Source organism: Leptospiraceae bacterium (assembly GCA_016708435.1).
Taxonomy (GTDB): Bacteria; Spirochaetota; Leptospiria; order Leptospirales; family Leptospiraceae; genus UBA2033.
This window is the reverse complement of record JADJFV010000001.1, coordinates 436,137-451,803: the sequence shown is the minus strand read 5'-3', so window position 1 is coordinate 451,803 and position 15,667 is coordinate 436,137. Positions and strand designations below refer to the sequence as shown.

Sequence of the window (15,667 nt, the reverse complement as noted above, 5' to 3'; positions counted from 1 at the left end):
CTATGCTTCGTCTTCTGCGAACAGATTGTTTAGACTATCTAGAAGCACTTCTACTTCTACACCATAGCCCTGGCAAACTTGCTCGATAGTTTCGATTTCATTGATAGAGCAATGAGAGCATCCACCAAGATGATAGCTAGAGAAAACAAGACCAGCTTCTGGATGAACTTGCATTGCATCCCCAACAGTCATTTCTTTGTAAAATTTTTGTGCAGATTGAATCACACCAAACCTCCAGAGTTTGAAAAATATATTACTAGTTTAGACCGATTCTAAATAGTTCAACTAAGAAATTTTTTTTTATCCCTGTTTCATTTGACAGATTGTCCTCAAAAAGACCTTTATCTAATTATGTTCAACAAAGAAAAAGGCAAATTCTATATTCGAATCGAAGCGCGTTTTGAGTCAGCGCACTATTTATACAAATACTATGCAGACGGAAGTGACGAAGCCTGTCATGGTCATTCCTGGAAAGTAGAAATATTTCTCTCGGGAAAAGAAAACATCCGTCCCGATGGTATCAGTTTCGACTTCCTAACGGCTAAGCAAAAGTTGGCGGAGCTTATACAATCAATCGATCATATTCTAATCAACGATCACCCAGACTTCAAAGGAATTAATCCAACCTCTGAAAACATCGCTCGCTGGTTTTATTCTGGACTCAAAGCAGAAGTCAAAAAAGCAAAAGGCAAAGTCGATAGAATTGTAATTCACGAAGGACCAGAGAACTTAGCTTACTTCGAACCGGTCTAGGAAGATTTGCCACCGAGGCACAGAGAAGGAGATAAGGTTTTTACCATTACCCGCTGAGATTCAGAAATACTTTGAGGGCGAAGATTGACAAATCTAGTTGATACACAGCGGACAGATTGGTTAGAAAGTGGTTTTAGTTTCTTTTTACCTAGGACTGACCTTGAACTGACATAGAAGCCACATAGAAGCCGAATTTGGCTTCTATGTCGCTCTTAGATTGGTTATATGTAAATGTCAACCTAGGCGTGTTCAATAAAAAAGTCTTGCGTAAAGAGATTTCGTATTTAGGATATGAACTATGAAGAGTATCGAAACGATTGCAGAGATTCAGAATGATGGGCAAGTATATTTAAAGCTTCCAAAGAATGTAACCTTCTTGCCGGGGATTCAAAAAATTATTCTAATCATTCAAGAAGAAGACGAAGAGCAAAAAATTAGCCCTGAATTAGAAAAAGCATTTAAAGAAGAATTAGACATTCGAGCTGCACGCATAAAGAATAATCCTCATCCAGGCTTTAGTATGGAAGATGTTGCAAATGAATTGGAGGTTGAGCTTGGCAGGAAAATACAGATTAGAGCCAGAGGCTAAGCAGGATTTAAAAGAATCAGTTCTATGGTATGAAAAACAACAAGAAGGAGTTGGTGAAAGATTCTTTCAGAATGTTTTTGAAAAGATAGAACAAATTTCAGAACGACCAGATTCAAATCCAAAATTTCATAATAATTATAGAAAAGCATCGATTAAGAAATTTCCATTTTATATTTTCTACACCAATGAAAATACTTTTGTCTCTATTGTCGCAATCTGGCATAAGAGTAGAAACCCCGAATCTTTTAAGGAAAGAGTGGATAAAAATCAATAACCCACTCAAGTCTATTGTAAAAAAAAACAGTATTCATTAATAATCATAGACAGGAACTACAAGTTTTATTTTCCTAGAGAAAGGAGAATAAGCTAAAATCATGAATCGGAAAAAAAGTTCTTTGTATCAATTCGGTGAGTATTGTAATTTAACAGCCAAGCGGCTAAGTGTAAATATCCTCTTTGCAGTCTTTCTAATCTCTCTTTGCTTCTGTAATGTAGAAAATCCACAATCCAAAAACAACAAAAGAAACTTTTCTGTGTTTACTTATTTTGCAAACCTTCCTCCAAATCTAAATATCGTTACAACGCAAGCGGGTAGTATGTATTTAACTCATACAAATCCAAGAGCGATTTTATTGGATAATGGTAAAGTGCTAGTTGTTGGAAATGGTGCTGAGATATTTGATCCAAATGCCTTAAATTATTCTGTTATTCCCAATAGAACAGTGATTCGCACATCACATACTGTAACTAAATTACAGGATGGTAAAATTTTAATTTTAGGAGGAAATCTTTCTACGGTAGAAGTTTTTGATTTAGCTACATCAATATTTTCAAATACGGGAAGTATGATTCAGGCTATTCGGAATACTCACGCTGCAACTTTATTAACGAACGGCAAAGTATTAGTTACCGGTGGTTACCAAACAAGTTCCTCTTCCCCTTTGCTTAGTGCAGAACTATACGACCCAACTACAGGAGTTTTTACAAGCACGGGTAATATGAATTATGCGAGAAGAACACATAATGCGACCTTGCTGGCTGATGGAACTGTTTTGATTACAGGCGGATTCGATAGTTTGGGAAATAGAATAACTATCGCAGAAGTTTACAATCCATCCACTGGATTATTTACTACTTTACCTAATTCTGCCTGTCAAAATACGAATCGAAATACTGCTGTCCTACTTTCCAATAAAAATGTTTTTATTGCTGATAATGGTAGTCCGAAGATATTACAGATTTTTAATACATCTACAAATATTTGTTCTATTTTGCAAATATCACTACGCGGTATTAGTAGTTTCGCAGTCACTTCTTTAAAAGATGGACGTGTTTTATTAGTGGGCGGTGTTGCCAATCTAGATAGTATCAAAGAGCTTAATGTTTATGATCCAAATACTAATACTCTTAATTTCTTAGGAAATATGCGAGTGGCAAAAGATTTTCCATTAGCCACTACTTTACAGGATGGACGGGTATTGATAAATGGCAGATACTCAACAAATGATTCTAAAATCTCCGAAATCTACACTCCTTAAGGAACACCTCAATGAAATACATTTTATTTTTAATTCTTACCTTTCCTATATTTGCTGAAACTTACGAAGAAACGGAATTCGCTAAAGAAAAAAGATAACCCAACAAAGACAACTGAACCAGAGAAAGAATCTTCCCAACCAAACACTGAACCAAAGGATAATACCAATTTAACCCAAGCAGAAATTCGAAAAAAGAGAAAATTAGAAATCGGAATTGGATATGGAGAGGGTAATGATAAATTTTCGGAAACACCCGGATTTCTAAATCTAAACTTAGAATACAATCTGACTTCTCGTTTCTCTGTTGGTTATTCTCATTTACATAAACAAAGATTCTCTACATCACCTTATCTGAATCCATTTCTCAATTTGAGTATACTAGAAAAAACAAATTCATTAGAAGTTGGTCTTCTCAACTTTAGATACTATTTCTTTGAAAAATTTCCTTTGTATATTACGGGCGGAATGGGGCGTGACTATGTTAGCCACTACAAGAGTGTAGAATACCAATATGCTAAAAGATATGAAGACGGGACTTCTGTAAATATTCCTGTGATTCGAGAAGTAAATTCTCCTCTCGCTAATTATAAATTTTATGGACTTGGATTTCAATGGGTATTTCAAAAAGGATTTTTTATTGGAATAGAGCATCTTAGTCTAAATACTCGCTATGCCTATAAACATAATTTTTTAATCTTAAATAATAATTATACTACCGAGGGAATTCTAATTCAGCCATTTATAAATTTCGATTATCAAGAAACAATCCAAACCAATCTAAGTAATATCAGGCTTGGTTATTCTTTGCAATTTTAAGATTTCGGAAAGCTCTTATTCGCCCCAATTAAATCAATAGCTCGCCTTATGTTGCGCCAACTCGGAAGTAACATAGTGTGACACATTTTTTTGTTTTTACACAGTCCCAATATAAGGTGAAGTTATTTAACTATTGACTTGGAAAACGGTAATTTTCATCCTATTTCCGTATTGGTTTTTATAGCCGAAATACCTTCCTTTGGTGTAGGTCGAATAAGGTCTATGTATATGTATCCACTATCGTTCCAAGAATTCTCTGACTATTCCAAATGTCAGCGGATAATCAATGATTTGCTCATTTCCTTCCATGATGATTTTGCGAAATACAAACGACTTGTGCCAGTTGGTCGAATCCGTGGTGTTTATCTTTTATCGATGCCGTTGCTGAGCATGTCCATGAGGCAGATAATAATATAAAGCCGAAAATTTCTACTTGTAAAGCGTGAATAGGTTTTGTAATTTAGATTCATCGCCTAACTATATGAAACCTTTTCTGATCTTATGTATTCTTTTTAGTATCTATAATTGCAATGATAGAAATACATCCGAATGTAAAATTGCGGGAGTAGGAGTTAGCTCTTTTTCTTCTAGACCAGCAACTACAACTACAGCTACAACTGCTTCTGCTTCTGCTTCTGCTTCAACCTCTCTTCCTTACTATACTTCCGAAATTAAAAAAGACTTAACGCGATCCTTACTCTCACCGGGTAAAATTTATTTATACGATAAGTATTTATATATAAACGACAAAGGTTGGGGAATTCATATCTACGATAATTCCAATCCGACAAACCCAGTAAAATTTACATCCATCCAAATTTCAGGAAACTATGATATTGCAGTGAAGGACGGAATTATTTTTGCAGATAGCTATGATGGGTTACTCGCAATTAAACTCAACGACCAAGGTGAGCCGGAGGTAAAAACTAAATTAAAAGATGTTTTTGCTGGTTACGGATTTACAAACATGGGAGTTGTGAGTATGGGAAGTGTAAATCCTAGTTCACCTGAAAACTATTTTCTAATCCGTCAATATAAGAATTGTCCAAATAAAATGTTTGACTTTATCCCCTTATTTTCTCTCTCACAAGCATCTGGCTCGCCTACCGTGACTAGCACGGCTACCGCAACTGGGACAGCAACTGCTTCTTCTGGAACAGGGGGTTCTCTTGCAAGATTTGCGATTAACGGGGATTATCTGTATGTTCTTTCTTACTCACAACTTTTTACTGTTAAGATTTCCAATCCAGAAAAACCAAGCTTTGTAAAAGTTTCTAATCTAGAAGCGGTTATGGAAACAGCTTTTCTTTTTAAAACCTATCTTATGTTAGGATCTACGACGGGAATGTTTATCTACGACTTAACCACTCCCGAAAATCCAACTTATGTATCAAAATTCACTCATGCAAGAAGTTGTGATCCAGTAGTCGCACAGGGTAATTATGCTTATGTTACACTGCGTGCGGGTTGTGGGACTAATGCTGTTAACCAGTTAGATATTCTCGATATAAGTGACATCAAAAATCCGAGACTTGTTAAGAGTTATCCAATGAAGAATCCTTTTGGGTTAGGTATAGACAATCAATATCTATTCATCTGTGATTTGCAAGATGGTTTAATGATTTACGATGTTCAAAATCCTTCCAATATTTCTCTTCTAAATCGTATTCAAGATACTACACCTTACGATATTATCTTAACTAATCCAAAGGCTACTCTAACAGGCAGCGGAGGAGTCTATCAATATAACTATACGAGTATAAGCAATATTACCCTCATCTCCAAAATACCCAAAACACTACCACCAACATCTCCTCTGTAATTCTCTCGAAAGAAAATAAGAATGAAGTTGATAACCGAAAGGATTTAGATGAACTAAGTCAAGAAAGAGCGGGGCAGGAAAATCGGGAGTTAAGTAGGCGAGGCTAACATCCGAGTTGTCGCTACCATAGGAGCTAAGCAGACGTAGATTTAAAGCGTCCAAGCCTTCATTTAAAGCTTTGCTGTGTGTGTCTTTCATATCTGGATTGACTCGAAAATGAGTTTGTAGAATGATTTTTTTATTGGATTGTTTTAGTATATTTACAATCTCTACAACTCGCGCGTGTATTTCGTCTATCGCTTCATTGAGTGATTCAGCTCTATTGATTCTAAATCCTTTCCATTTGTAGGCATAACGCTGTATGTCGTTGCCACCAATCATAAGAACAATCTTCTCATGATAATCTTCTGGTCTATAATATTCACTCTTTAGAAATTCCAACCAATGCTCTGTCGTTGATCCCGCAACTCCTGCATTTTGAATTCCTATTTTGCCTTCACTACAAGATGTCTTATATTTCCCAAGAAAATCCTGATTTTCCCAATCTACTTCTACTCCAAACTGAAATACATATTGCGTTCGACTATCGCCTAACATGGTAAATGCGTCAGAGGATTGAATAACCGGGTCTCTGAATAAAAACCTTCTCTCTTGTGGATAAATAGAATTAGCCAGTAGTAAAATAAATAAAATGAATTTCATAGTTTAATTTTAAGAGTTAATGATAAGAGTCAATCTTAATCCAGTGCTTGCACTGAGCGTTGTCGAAGGTCAGAGACATATTGTAAGGACTTGATTAATCAAGTCCTTACAATATGTCTCTGACAGAACCCTCGGAAAATACGCCATCGTGTAGGTAACGCATATATGCGTTACCTACACGATGGCATCACAACACCCAAACTCAAATCAAAAAATGACTAGACTATACTCGCATTAGATAAATACATAAAAAATAGAACGATTTGGAGTAGTAGATTGAACGAAAAAGTAAAAGCGGCAATTATTGGCGGAACTGGACTTTATGAATTGGAAGGAATGCAAGTAATCGAAGAATATTTTCCTGATACAGCTTGGGGTAAGCCTTCCGACACAATCACAATCGGACGTTACAAAGATAAGCTCATCGCATTTTTACCCCGACACGGTAGAGGGCATTTTATCAGTCCTTCCGAAATTCCAAATCTCGCAAACATCGCCGCATTAAAAATGATTGGCGTTGAAGAAATTGTTGCTTTTAGTTCCGTTGGTAGCTTACGCGAAGAAATCGCTCCGCGTGATTTCGTTTTGCCGGATCAAATCATTGATCGCACAAAAGGAATTCGTGAATCTACTTTCTTCGGCAAAGGTGTAGTAGCCCATGCAAGCTTCGGCGATCCATTTTCTAAAAGTCTTTCTGATCGAATTAATTCTTTAGCTACAAAGCTTGGAATCAAAATGCACACTGGAAAAACTTTAATCTGCATGGAAGGTCCGCTTTTTTCTACTCGCGCTGAATCTAAAATGTATCGCATGGTCGGTGGGGATATTATCAATATGTCGGTGCTTCCCGAAGCAAAGCTCGCGCGCGAAGCAGAGATTGCTTACCAAATGGTTTGCATGTCAACTGATTATGATTCATGGAAAGAGCATGAAGAGGCTGTCACTGTTGAAATGATCATTGGCAACCTAACGCATAATAACGATACTGCTAAGAAGTTAATCGTTGATCTAATTCCTCTTCTTGGAAATGGAGATGATCTTTCTTTACTTGGCACTTCTAAATTTTCCATCTTCACAAATCCTACCAAACGCAATGAAGAGCAAATGAAAAAAATCAGGACACTTTTTCCGGAGATTTGACAACAATTGTTATAAGGTAATCATTATGAATAAAAATATTATACTCATTCTAATCACATTTTTAATTACAGGGTTTGGTTTCATGGAACTGACCGCACAGGCTAACAAAAAGAAACCGCCAGTAGAGAAAGAAAAAAAAGTAACGGAAACTGCAAAGGATGCTAAGTCCACAAAAAAGGCAGACGATACCAAAGATGCGGATGATGACGACAATCCAGACTCTACACAAAATGCAATAAAGGAAAAGCCTTACTTTAAAGTTGTAGCAAAAGGCGGAACTCCGCTTAGAGACAAACCTAAATTAGCCGGTAAAAAGCTAATCAATATTCCAGAAGAAGTCATAGGAGAAGTCTTAGAAGAAACCAAAGAGCGAGAAGCAATCGAGACTCGTATTGGAAATTGGTTGAAGGTTGAATACAACGGAAAGACCGGTTGGATATTTTCTGGTTTTACAATTGTAAAAGAGGATAAGGAGGATTTTCTTCCGCTTACTCTGATTGGTTATTTTATCATTAAATCATCTGAGCCAATTTTTTATCGAAAACCCGGCAGAGAAATCTTAGGGGTAATGCCTGATTATCCGGATAAAGGGGAAGTAGTTCCTGTATATCGCAAAAAGATTTACTACGAGAATGAATATTATTATTTCGAAATGAAATCATTGAAGCCCAATTCAGAAGATGTGATTGTTAGCTGGATTGGCGCAAAGAGTGGAAGCTTTATTTCACCGGAAGCTTTTTCTGCATACACTTTAAAGAATAGAAAGAAAAAATTAAAACCATCTGATAAAGAAATGGTAGATGAAATTCAAAAATTGCAACCTGACGAAAAGCAGGCTATCAATTATGGAAAAGTAGAAATTGAGCCTATTCCATTTAAAGATGGAACAAAAAAGAAAAAAGCGTATATCATTGGTTATCCGACAGGGACTAAAACTAAAAAAGGGTTCGGGAATTTTTCTGTTACTTATTATCTCTTTTGGAATGAAGAGGATAATGCTCATTTTCTGCTAGCCGGCGACAAGAAGAATTTGAAAATCCAAGATATTGATTACGACGGAATTCCTGAAATCTTTGCTCAGTTTAATACGCGCGGCGAACCACCATTATGCCATATCTACGCTTACCAAAAAGGAATGTTTGAGCAGCTATTTCCGAACTATTTATATTGTGATACTGTTCAAATTCTTCCTGATGGAAGTATTCAAGTTCAAAAAGAAAAAGAAAAAATCATTTACAAATATTCAAAAGGGATTTTGGAAAAAACACTTACTGAGACTGTAAAGCCAACGAAATCTCCAGCAAAGAAATAAACGAGAACTGTGAAAAGAACGAAATTGTCATGGAGAGCTTGTCCATGCGTTCAACGAATCTACAGGGGCATACACAGTATTAACCTTTAACTCGTTTCATTTTATTTCTTATTGCCTTTGGAATCATCGGCTCTATGATTTGACTCAAGTAAGAATGACTCATTTCATCTACAATTCCAAAGGAAATGGGTGCTGCTTTAGGACTGTAATAAGTTCCAAATAAAATATCCATTAAGGGAGATAGGTTTGCATAATTGCATTTGCCTTCGTGCTCTAATTCATGATGCCAATGATGAAGATGGGGGGAACCTAAAAGAATTTCAAGAAATCCCAATCTCAGATTTACATTGCTATGAATGAATAACGCCCATAAGCCGCGAAAAGTCAAAAAGCCAGCAATTAAATTCAAATCAAAGCCCAAGAGGATAGCAGGTAATGTCTCTATTCCGCGGGTATAAATATTATCTAGAGGATGCTCTCTAAAGGCGGCAATGAAATCAACCGTCTCAGCAGTATGATGAACTCTATGAAAGTTCCAAAGAAAATCAAACCGGTGTTGAAATCTATGCCCCCAATAAATGAGAAAATCACTCAAGAGAATAACGAATATTATCTGCATATAGGCAGGAAATTCTTTCACTATAGCATGAAATTTTTTTATCCAAAGAAAATCCATTTTACTAAAGAGAAAATTCAATACATAGACTGTTACAAAATTCCAGACCAATACCTGTCCGAAGTAGAAGAAAATATCTATTAGCCATTCTTTTCTAAAGAATTTCACTTCCTTTTGTTTGAAACTTAATTCTAAAGGAATAAATACAATTGAAATAAGTAGCAGGTAAAGAAATACTTTTAAAGAATAATCTATCACTTCGATCAAAAGATTGATTCCTCTTTTTTAATACTGACCCGGATCGGGTGCTTTACTAGAAGGAACGATTGGTAGAGTTTCTTTCTTTTTTTCTTCTTGCTTTGGAGTATTCTTAGTCTGTTCTGATTTAGATTTTTCTTCGTTACTTTTTTCAGCCGGCTTTTCTTTTGGAAGATTCGGTGCCATGCTCTTGCTAGAGTTGAAAATTTTGACAGGCTCTTTTTTATTCTTATTCTGCGCATTGCTCTGGGAAAGCACTACACTCAATGTCAGTGCGAAAAATGCTAGGAACAAAGTTAAAAATTTAACGAAAGGTTTTTGAAATATAGATTTTTGATTTTGCATGTTAGACTCCTGAAACTATCTTAAAATCCCAGCATAGGAACTGACTTTAAACAATCAAGTAAACTCTAACCCCGTATTTATTTGGTGAGAGTGAAAATCGCAATAGGAAAAAGATTTTCATATTTTTAGTCTTTACAATTTTAAATTACTTGCTTTATTCTATTTTATTCATAAGTTAAAATGAACATTGTCTATATGATTTCTAAATGGACTAACACATTTTTATTCCTACTTTGCTTATTTTCTCATTCCATTTTTGGTCAAACCAAGGAAGAGAAAGTCCTAGAGAAAGTATCTCTTCAATTGAAGTGGCACAATCAATTTCAGTTTGCCGGTTACTACGCTGCGAAGTATAAAGGCTATTATGCCGAAGCTGGTTTAGACGTTGATTTAATTGAAGGCGGTCCGAACTCTACGTATGAAAATATACTATCCAGTAAACATAATTTTGGAGTTGCTGATTCTCGTATTTTATTAGCCCGTATGCAAAAGAAGCGGGTAGTCGTGTTAGCCGCAATCTTCCAACATACTCCCGATGCAATAGTTACTCGTTTTGATAGACGAATTAGAGTTCCTTCCCATCTAATCAATAAGAAAATCATGCTTGCCGAAAGTGAAATTCCTCCGCCATTACAAGCTATTTTTTTCAGAGAGGGAATTCCTCTAAATTCCTTTACTTCAATTCCGAATGATCATGGTATCGAATCTGTTTTGAGTGGTAAAGTAGATGCACTCTTTGGATATGTTACAAACGAGCCTTATCAAATGGAAAAAGTGGGTGTAAAAACCTACGTTCTATCGCCTAACGATTTCGGAATAGACTTTTATGGCGACATGCTTTATACATCAGAAGATGAAACTGAAAAGCATAGAGACCGAGTCATTTCTTTTTTGAATGCAAGTCTTAAAGGCTGGCAGTATGCCATGGAAAATATTCCTGAAACGGTAGACCTAATTTTAAACACTCCCGAAATAAATAAGAACGAGCGGATAACGAAAGATTACCTACTCTACGAAGCAAAGACATTAGAATCATTTATTATTTCCAACGTAATTCCTATCGGTCATATCAATCCGGATAGAATTGCTAAAACAGCTAAAACATTTGAGAACCTTGGCTTATTTCACGGTGAATACTCTCTCGAAGGATTTATCTTCGATGCTGATCCCAAAGTCGATTCAAGATGGAAAAAATACTTAGTTGCCGGCTTTTTTACAGTCGTCCCCATTATTATGCTTTCCATAATTCTAATTTTCACTCTTCGAAAATTAGTAAAAATTAGAACCAGAGAACTTTTGCACAATAAAAAAAGATTAGAAGAGTTAAATCATGAACTGGAAAAATCAAAACGTAAATACCAGGAGTTAGTAGAGAATTCTAAAGACATTATCTTTTCCTTAAATGGAGATGGGGAGATACTTACTATTAACCGAGCCGTCACTGACATTCTAAAATTTAAAGTAAAAGATTTAATCGGAAAAAACTTTGCTGAGCTACTCTATAACTCTGAAACATTGAGTCATCTAGAACTTTACAAAGAAGTATTCAAATATACAATTCAAGAAGTGATTAATTCTAAAAGCAGTCTTTCTTTTAATTCTGATCTTTCGAATAAAATTGGGGAGCCTCTTGAAATTGGAATAACCCTTCAGTATGTGCCAACTGAAGAGGATTATATTTTACTCGGAACTGCATGCCTCGTTAAAGAAGATGAACTTCTAAAATTTTGTGAAGAAGAAAGACAGGTTTTTAGAATCAAAAATTACCTGACTCTCGTTGATGCAATCTGTCATCGACTTCCTATGACAGCATTAAGGTATTCAGACCAAGAAACCGTTTACAATATAAAACTTTCTCTTAGAGAAATGTTAATCAATGCCATAGAGCATGGAAATTTAGATATAGATTTTGAAGAGAAAACGGAATTACAGGCTAACGGAGATTATCTTCAATTCTTAATTGAAAGACAAAAAGAGCCAAAGTATACATATAAATTTGTGACGATTGAGTTTACAGTCGGTCCTGAATTAATTAGCTTTCGCATTACAGACGAAGGAAATGGATTTGATCACAAAAAAATGCTCCAAAGAAAAAGCGATGATAAAGAAATTCAAGCCCTAGCTCATGGACGGGGAATTATAATGGCTCGTGACTTTTTGATAAAGTCGAATACAATGAAAAAGGAAACTCGGTCTACTTGGTTAAGTATTTCAAAAAATAAATTCTCTCAACCTAGATATTATAATCAATTGCAAATGTGATTTTTCGTTTCATTGTTCGGGGGATTAGCGTTATTTTTAAATTCGGATCTGCATCCATTTGGCAAGCGAGTCCCTCTGCTTCCCCCAACTGCGCATCCTGAAAGCGACATTTGCAATTTTCACAACTTCCCGCCCAGCAATGCTTTTGTAATTTTAATTCATAGTCTTCTGTAGTAGATACAATATAATGAAACCCACGCAGTAGATTCAGATGGCGGGGAACCATATATTTCTTTTCGTTGATGAATATCGGGATGAGGTTTTTTTCGGCATCTGCCCCAAAAATTAGGTTAAAGGAATTATCATTTAATGGAAGCATTTGGTTGACCTTAATGCTACAATATGAAATATGTTAGAAACAAATGAAAGCATTTTTAGTTTTAGACAACGGTGAAATTTTTGAAGGCGAGTCTTTCGGCTATGAAGGCTCAGAAGTGGGCGAAGTGGTGTTTAATACCTCTATGGCAGGCTACCAGGAGATATTGACAGATCCTTCTTATCGTAAGCAAATTGTTACGCTTACCTACCCTATGATTGGAAATTACGGGATTTGTGCAGAAGACATGGAATCCGACAAAGTGCAAGTGAGCGGACTTATAGTAAAAGAATATGTTCCTGTTCCCTCTAACTTTCGTTCGACCGAAACATTGGCTTCTTTTTTGATTCGACATAAAATTCCTGCCATCCAGGGAGTTGATACTCGTAAGCTAACACGCTTTATCCGCAGCAATGGAGCTCCTAATGGCGGTATCTTTATTGCAGACAAATATTCGGAAGATTTTTTAAAGAAAGTAAAAGAATTTCCCGGGCATTCAGGGAATGGATTTAGCAAAAGTTGTTAGCACAAAAGAACGATATGAATTTGGTTCAAAAGAAAACAAACCTTATAGAGTAGCAGTCTACGACTACGGGGTAAAGACGAATATCCTCAAGTGTTTGAATAATGCTGGTTTTGCGGTAAGTGTATTTCCTGCCGAATATCCAATCGAAAAAGTAATGGAAGAAAACTTCGACGGATACTTTTTATCAAACGGTCCAGGAGATCCGGAGCCTGTAAGCTATGGAATTCATTCAGCCAAAACAATCATTGCCAATAAAAAACCCTTATTCGGAATTTGCTTGGGACACCAAATCATTGGTCTGGCACTCGGAAGAAAAACAACAAAGCTAAAGTTTGGTCATCGTGGCGGCAACCAACCAGTAAAAAATATCTCTAGCGGTCGCGTAGAAATCACAGCGCAAAATCACGGTTTTGCGGTAATCGGAGAAGACTCGTCAACAGAGCCAATTACTCATATCAATTTGAACGATGACACAATTGAAGGAATTAAATCGAGCACTCTTCCTGTAATGGCAGTTCAGTATCATCCTGAAAGTTCACCAGGTCCACATGATGCCGAATATCTATTCAAAGAGTTTTTTGAAATGGTAAAAAAGAGCAAAGCTTAGAAATTTTTTGATTAAATTTCGTTGACGTAAAATGGTTTCAATAAAAAATATTGGGACAAATACAAAGAGAAAGGACACACAAATGGATAACAAGGAACAAGACAATTTTTGGGGACTTCCAATCGGAAGAGAACTCACAACAGATGCACTTCTAAAAGATTTATGGGATCCGAGCACCGAAGAAGTTTTTACTCCTAAGCATTTTCTAGGTGTAGGTTGGGGTATTAATTTCTACGCAATTGCTAAGAAAGCCGGCGTAATCTAATTTGGCTTGGGGCTTTAAAGGAGCATTACTTAAAAGCCCTAAAAAATATTAGTAGATTACTAATATTACATAATTTTGTTATAATCGCATTCACGAGAATATCCGATTTCTATAGAAGACTATGAATACTACATCCCCTGTTACAGAGATTTCGTTCAACTGCCCTAATTGCGGAAAAAAATCCAAGCTTGCCAATTCCATTTCTCATTCCAATGTCATAACGATTAGCTGCTATTTTTGTCACAAAGAAACGGATGTTAGATGTAAAACCGATGCGAATGGCAACAAATCTCTAGTTCCAGAAAATCCCGCTCCCACCTTTCATAAAATTGAGCTTTCTTTTCTACCCGAAGAAACTCCTCTACTCAAAAGTCCTAGCTCCTATGCCTCCGACACAACCTATGAGCCTGTTCTTTTAAATATGAATGATACAAGTTCAGAACTTGAATCCATTCAATTAGAAACGGAACATTCTGTAGAAATCACAAAGTCATCGAACGAAAAAAAGGGATTCTTCCAAGGACTTCGTGACGACCTAGTTGAAATTCTCCAAATTGAAACTGTTGAAACAGAAAGTCATGTTCCCATTTTTGGAATTGTAAAACAGCATAAATAAAAAACTAATCTTCCATATCAATTCCAAGTAAGGAATAAATTTCCTTTTCTACTTTTTTTATCTCGTTGATTTGCTCTGTGATGGCGTCTTGTTTTTTTTGTTTTACAAATTGCATCGCTTCTAATTTTTCTTTCTCAGCTTTGATTCTTTTTCTTTCAGCCAATTCTTTTCGAATTTCATCTTTGTAAGATTCATCTGCTGATTTTTTTTCATCTATTTCTTTTTTTATCTGCTCTTCTTTTTTAAGGATGTCCTTTACTGCATCTACTTGTAGATCTAAAAACAATTCATTGATAGCAATCGTTCTCTCTGCAAGCTTGACAGCAATGGATATGGCAATCTCTGGAGAATGATTTAGAAAATAATCTACCTTTTCAATTTTGATTTCGATTAACGTTGCAGAAGTGCGGGTAACAACGGTTGCATTCGAGAAAGTATCGCGAAGAATTGCAACATCTCCAAGATAGTAACCGGGTTTACTTTCTACAGCAATTACTTTTCCATTCTTTACAATTTCTAAAGTTCCAGAAACTAAAATATAAAGCGCACTCGGAAATTGTCCTTGTGTTAAAATATCCATACCCGCTGCAAATTCAACGAAGAAAGGTTTTAATTTTTGCAAATTCAAATCTTCCGGGCTAGGCGATAATTGTTGCTCTTTATATTTATTTTGGAGAGACTTTATAAAATCCGGTCTGTAATCTTTATCTATTAATAGCGAAAAATTAGAATTTAACTCAACGAGTCTATCCGCCATTTTCCGCCCGAGCGCAATCGCAATATCTGGTGTGTGATTTAAAAAAGGAATGATTTTAGAAGACTCAATTTCTATGACAACAACTTCCGTTTCTGCTTTTACTGTAGCACTTGCCACCGTTTTAAGAAGCACAGCGATTTCACCAATGTATTCTCCACGCCTTTTTACCTTTGACACAGCAACCCCATCTCGAAAAACATTTAGTCTTCCACTGATTAATACATATAATGCTTTAGGTTTTATCCCCTGTGAAATTAATTCTGTGCCACGCTTAAAAGTTTTTTGAAGGCTTTGTAGTTTTCCCCAATCAGTTCGATTATTCATTTGATCCTTCTAGATGAAGATAATTTTATTTTGCTCCTAGGTTTCACTATCCTATTTTTTATTCAACCTTGTTTAAAATTTTTTTTATAAAAAATAAGACCAG

General features: G+C 35.8%; 17 protein-coding genes and 1 pseudogene. 12 read left to right on the top strand and 6 right to left on the bottom strand.

Translation table 11 applies throughout. The annotated features are described in order from the left end of the window. Positions 1 to 192 (bottom strand): disulfide oxidoreductase, encoded by a 192-nt coding sequence (locus IPH52_02215; protein MBK7053855.1) that lies wholly within the window; start codon positions 190 to 192, stop codon positions 1 to 3. A gap of 159 nt (positions 193 to 351) precedes the next feature. On the opposite strand from IPH52_02215, the gene IPH52_02210 reads away from it, so the two are divergent. The 6 genes from IPH52_02210 (at position 352) to IPH52_02185 (ending at position 5,518) form a co-directional block, all read left to right on the top strand. Further along, positions 352 to 753, top strand: a complete 402-nt coding sequence (locus tag IPH52_02210) for a 6-carboxytetrahydropterin synthase (GenBank protein ID MBK7053854.1) — start codon at positions 352 to 354, stop codon at positions 751 to 753. 298 nt (positions 754 to 1,051) lie between these two features. Beyond that, positions 1,052 to 1,342, top strand: a complete 291-nt coding sequence (locus IPH52_02205) for a hypothetical protein (GenBank protein MBK7053853.1) — start codon at positions 1,052 to 1,054, stop codon at positions 1,340 to 1,342. Continuing rightward, positions 1,308 to 1,616, top strand: a complete 309-nt coding sequence (locus IPH52_02200) for a type II toxin-antitoxin system RelE/ParE family toxin (protein ID MBK7053852.1) — start codon at positions 1,308 to 1,310, stop codon at positions 1,614 to 1,616. Before IPH52_02205 ends, IPH52_02200 begins: the two co-directional genes overlap by 35 nt. Before the next feature lie 100 nt (positions 1,617 to 1,716). Beyond that, a complete protein-coding gene (locus IPH52_02195; protein ID MBK7053851.1) occupies positions 1,717 to 2,880 on the top strand; it encodes a hypothetical protein in 1,164 nt (387 codons plus the stop codon). A 51-nt stretch (positions 2,881 to 2,931) separates the two neighbouring features. Then, positions 2,932 to 3,696: a hypothetical protein gene (locus IPH52_02190; GenBank protein MBK7053850.1), complete on the top strand. Its 765-nt coding sequence runs from the start codon at positions 2,932 to 2,934 to the stop codon at positions 3,694 to 3,696. 481 nt (positions 3,697 to 4,177) lie between these two features. Continuing rightward, positions 4,178 to 5,518 (top strand): hypothetical protein, encoded by a 1,341-nt coding sequence (locus IPH52_02185; protein ID MBK7053849.1) that lies wholly within the window; start codon positions 4,178 to 4,180, stop codon positions 5,516 to 5,518. Here the strand turns inward: IPH52_02185 and IPH52_02180 are convergent. Next, complete coding sequence (locus IPH52_02180) at positions 5,495 to 6,220, bottom strand: SGNH/GDSL hydrolase family protein (GenBank protein ID MBK7053848.1); 726 nt, start codon at positions 6,218 to 6,220, stop codon at positions 5,495 to 5,497. The genes IPH52_02185 and IPH52_02180 overlap by 24 nt on opposite strands. A 276-nt stretch (positions 6,221 to 6,496) precedes the next feature. Here IPH52_02180 and mtnP point away from each other — a divergent pair, with 276 nt between their 5' ends. Both mtnP and IPH52_02170 read left to right on the top strand, forming a co-directional pair. Further along, a complete protein-coding gene (gene mtnP, locus IPH52_02175) occupies positions 6,497 to 7,360 on the top strand; it encodes an S-methyl-5'-thioadenosine phosphorylase (protein MBK7053847.1) in 864 nt (287 codons plus the stop codon). A gap of 25 nt (positions 7,361 to 7,385) precedes the next feature. Further along, the gene (locus tag IPH52_02170) at positions 7,386 to 8,672 is read left to right on the top strand and encodes an SH3 domain-containing protein (protein ID MBK7053846.1); all 1,287 of its coding nucleotides are present in this window, start codon (positions 7,386 to 7,388) and stop codon (positions 8,670 to 8,672) included. A 79-nt stretch (positions 8,673 to 8,751) separates the two neighbouring features. On the opposite strand, the gene IPH52_02165 is transcribed toward IPH52_02170, so the two are convergent. Together IPH52_02165 and IPH52_02160 are read right to left on the bottom strand one after the other, a co-directional pair. Continuing rightward, the gene (locus IPH52_02165) at positions 8,752 to 9,555 is read right to left on the bottom strand and encodes a sterol desaturase family protein (GenBank protein ID MBK7053845.1); all 804 of its coding nucleotides are present in this window, start codon (positions 9,553 to 9,555) and stop codon (positions 8,752 to 8,754) included. 18 nt (positions 9,556 to 9,573) lie between these two features. After that, a complete protein-coding gene (locus IPH52_02160; GenBank protein ID MBK7053844.1) occupies positions 9,574 to 9,891 on the bottom strand; it encodes a hypothetical protein in 318 nt (105 codons plus the stop codon). Between the two features lie 180 nt (positions 9,892 to 10,071). Between IPH52_02160 and IPH52_02155 the strand changes: the two genes are divergently transcribed. Next, entirely contained in the window at positions 10,072 to 12,153 is a 2,082-nt protein-coding gene (locus IPH52_02155; protein MBK7053843.1) for an ABC transporter substrate-binding protein, read from the top strand. Here IPH52_02155 and IPH52_02150 read toward each other — a convergent pair. Then, positions 12,125 to 12,472 (bottom strand): hypothetical protein, encoded by a 348-nt coding sequence (locus IPH52_02150; protein ID MBK7053842.1) that lies wholly within the window; start codon positions 12,470 to 12,472, stop codon positions 12,125 to 12,127. The two genes, IPH52_02155 and IPH52_02150, sit on opposite strands and share 29 nt — an antisense overlap. 43 nt (positions 12,473 to 12,515) lie before the next feature. Here IPH52_02150 and carA point away from each other — a divergent pair. From carA to IPH52_02135, 3 genes and pseudogenes are all read left to right on the top strand, one after another. Further along, a pseudogene (carA, locus tag IPH52_02145) lies at positions 12,516 to 13,602 on the top strand (glutamine-hydrolyzing carbamoyl-phosphate synthase small subunit). An 82-nt stretch (positions 13,603 to 13,684) separates the two neighbouring features. Beyond that, positions 13,685 to 13,867, top strand: coding sequence for a hypothetical protein (locus tag IPH52_02140; protein ID MBK7053841.1), 183 nt, complete (start codon positions 13,685 to 13,687; stop codon positions 13,865 to 13,867). A 121-nt stretch (positions 13,868 to 13,988) separates the two neighbouring features. Beyond that, the gene (locus IPH52_02135) at positions 13,989 to 14,483 is read left to right on the top strand and encodes a hypothetical protein (protein ID MBK7053840.1); all 495 of its coding nucleotides are present in this window, start codon (positions 13,989 to 13,991) and stop codon (positions 14,481 to 14,483) included. Between the two features lie 4 nt (positions 14,484 to 14,487). On the opposite strand, the gene IPH52_02130 is transcribed toward IPH52_02135, so the two are convergent. Beyond that, positions 14,488 to 15,564, bottom strand: a complete 1,077-nt coding sequence (locus IPH52_02130) for a cyclic nucleotide-binding domain-containing protein (protein ID MBK7053839.1) — start codon at positions 15,562 to 15,564, stop codon at positions 14,488 to 14,490. Positions 15,565 to 15,667: the final 103 nt, after the last annotated feature.

Coding starts and splice junctions, on each gene's coding strand:
- IPH52_02215 (MBK7053855.1), bottom strand. CDS start 192: ATGACTGTTGGGGATGCAATGCAAGTTCATCCAGAAGCTGGTCTTGTT.
- IPH52_02210 (MBK7053854.1), top strand. CDS start 352: ATGTTCAACAAAGAAAAAGGCAAATTCTATATTCGAATCGAAGCGCGT.
- IPH52_02205 (MBK7053853.1), top strand. CDS start 1,052: ATGAAGAGTATCGAAACGATTGCAGAGATTCAGAATGATGGGCAAGTA.
- IPH52_02195 (MBK7053851.1), top strand. CDS start 1,717: ATGAATCGGAAAAAAAGTTCTTTGTATCAATTCGGTGAGTATTGTAAT.
- IPH52_02185 (MBK7053849.1), top strand. CDS start 4,178: ATGAAACCTTTTCTGATCTTATGTATTCTTTTTAGTATCTATAATTGC.
- IPH52_02180 (MBK7053848.1), bottom strand. CDS start 6,220: ATGAAATTCATTTTATTTATTTTACTACTGGCTAATTCTATTTATCCA.
- IPH52_02170 (MBK7053846.1), top strand. CDS start 7,386: ATGAATAAAAATATTATACTCATTCTAATCACATTTTTAATTACAGGG.
- IPH52_02160 (MBK7053844.1), bottom strand. CDS start 9,891: ATGCAAAATCAAAAATCTATATTTCAAAAACCTTTCGTTAAATTTTTA.
- IPH52_02155 (MBK7053843.1), top strand. CDS start 10,072: ATGAACATTGTCTATATGATTTCTAAATGGACTAACACATTTTTATTC.
- IPH52_02150 (MBK7053842.1), bottom strand. CDS start 12,472: ATGCTTCCATTAAATGATAATTCCTTTAACCTAATTTTTGGGGCAGAT.
- IPH52_02140 (MBK7053841.1), top strand. CDS start 13,685: ATGGATAACAAGGAACAAGACAATTTTTGGGGACTTCCAATCGGAAGA.
- IPH52_02135 (MBK7053840.1), top strand. CDS start 13,989: ATGAATACTACATCCCCTGTTACAGAGATTTCGTTCAACTGCCCTAAT.
- IPH52_02130 (MBK7053839.1), bottom strand. CDS start 15,564: ATGAATAATCGAACTGATTGGGGAAAACTACAAAGCCTTCAAAAAACT.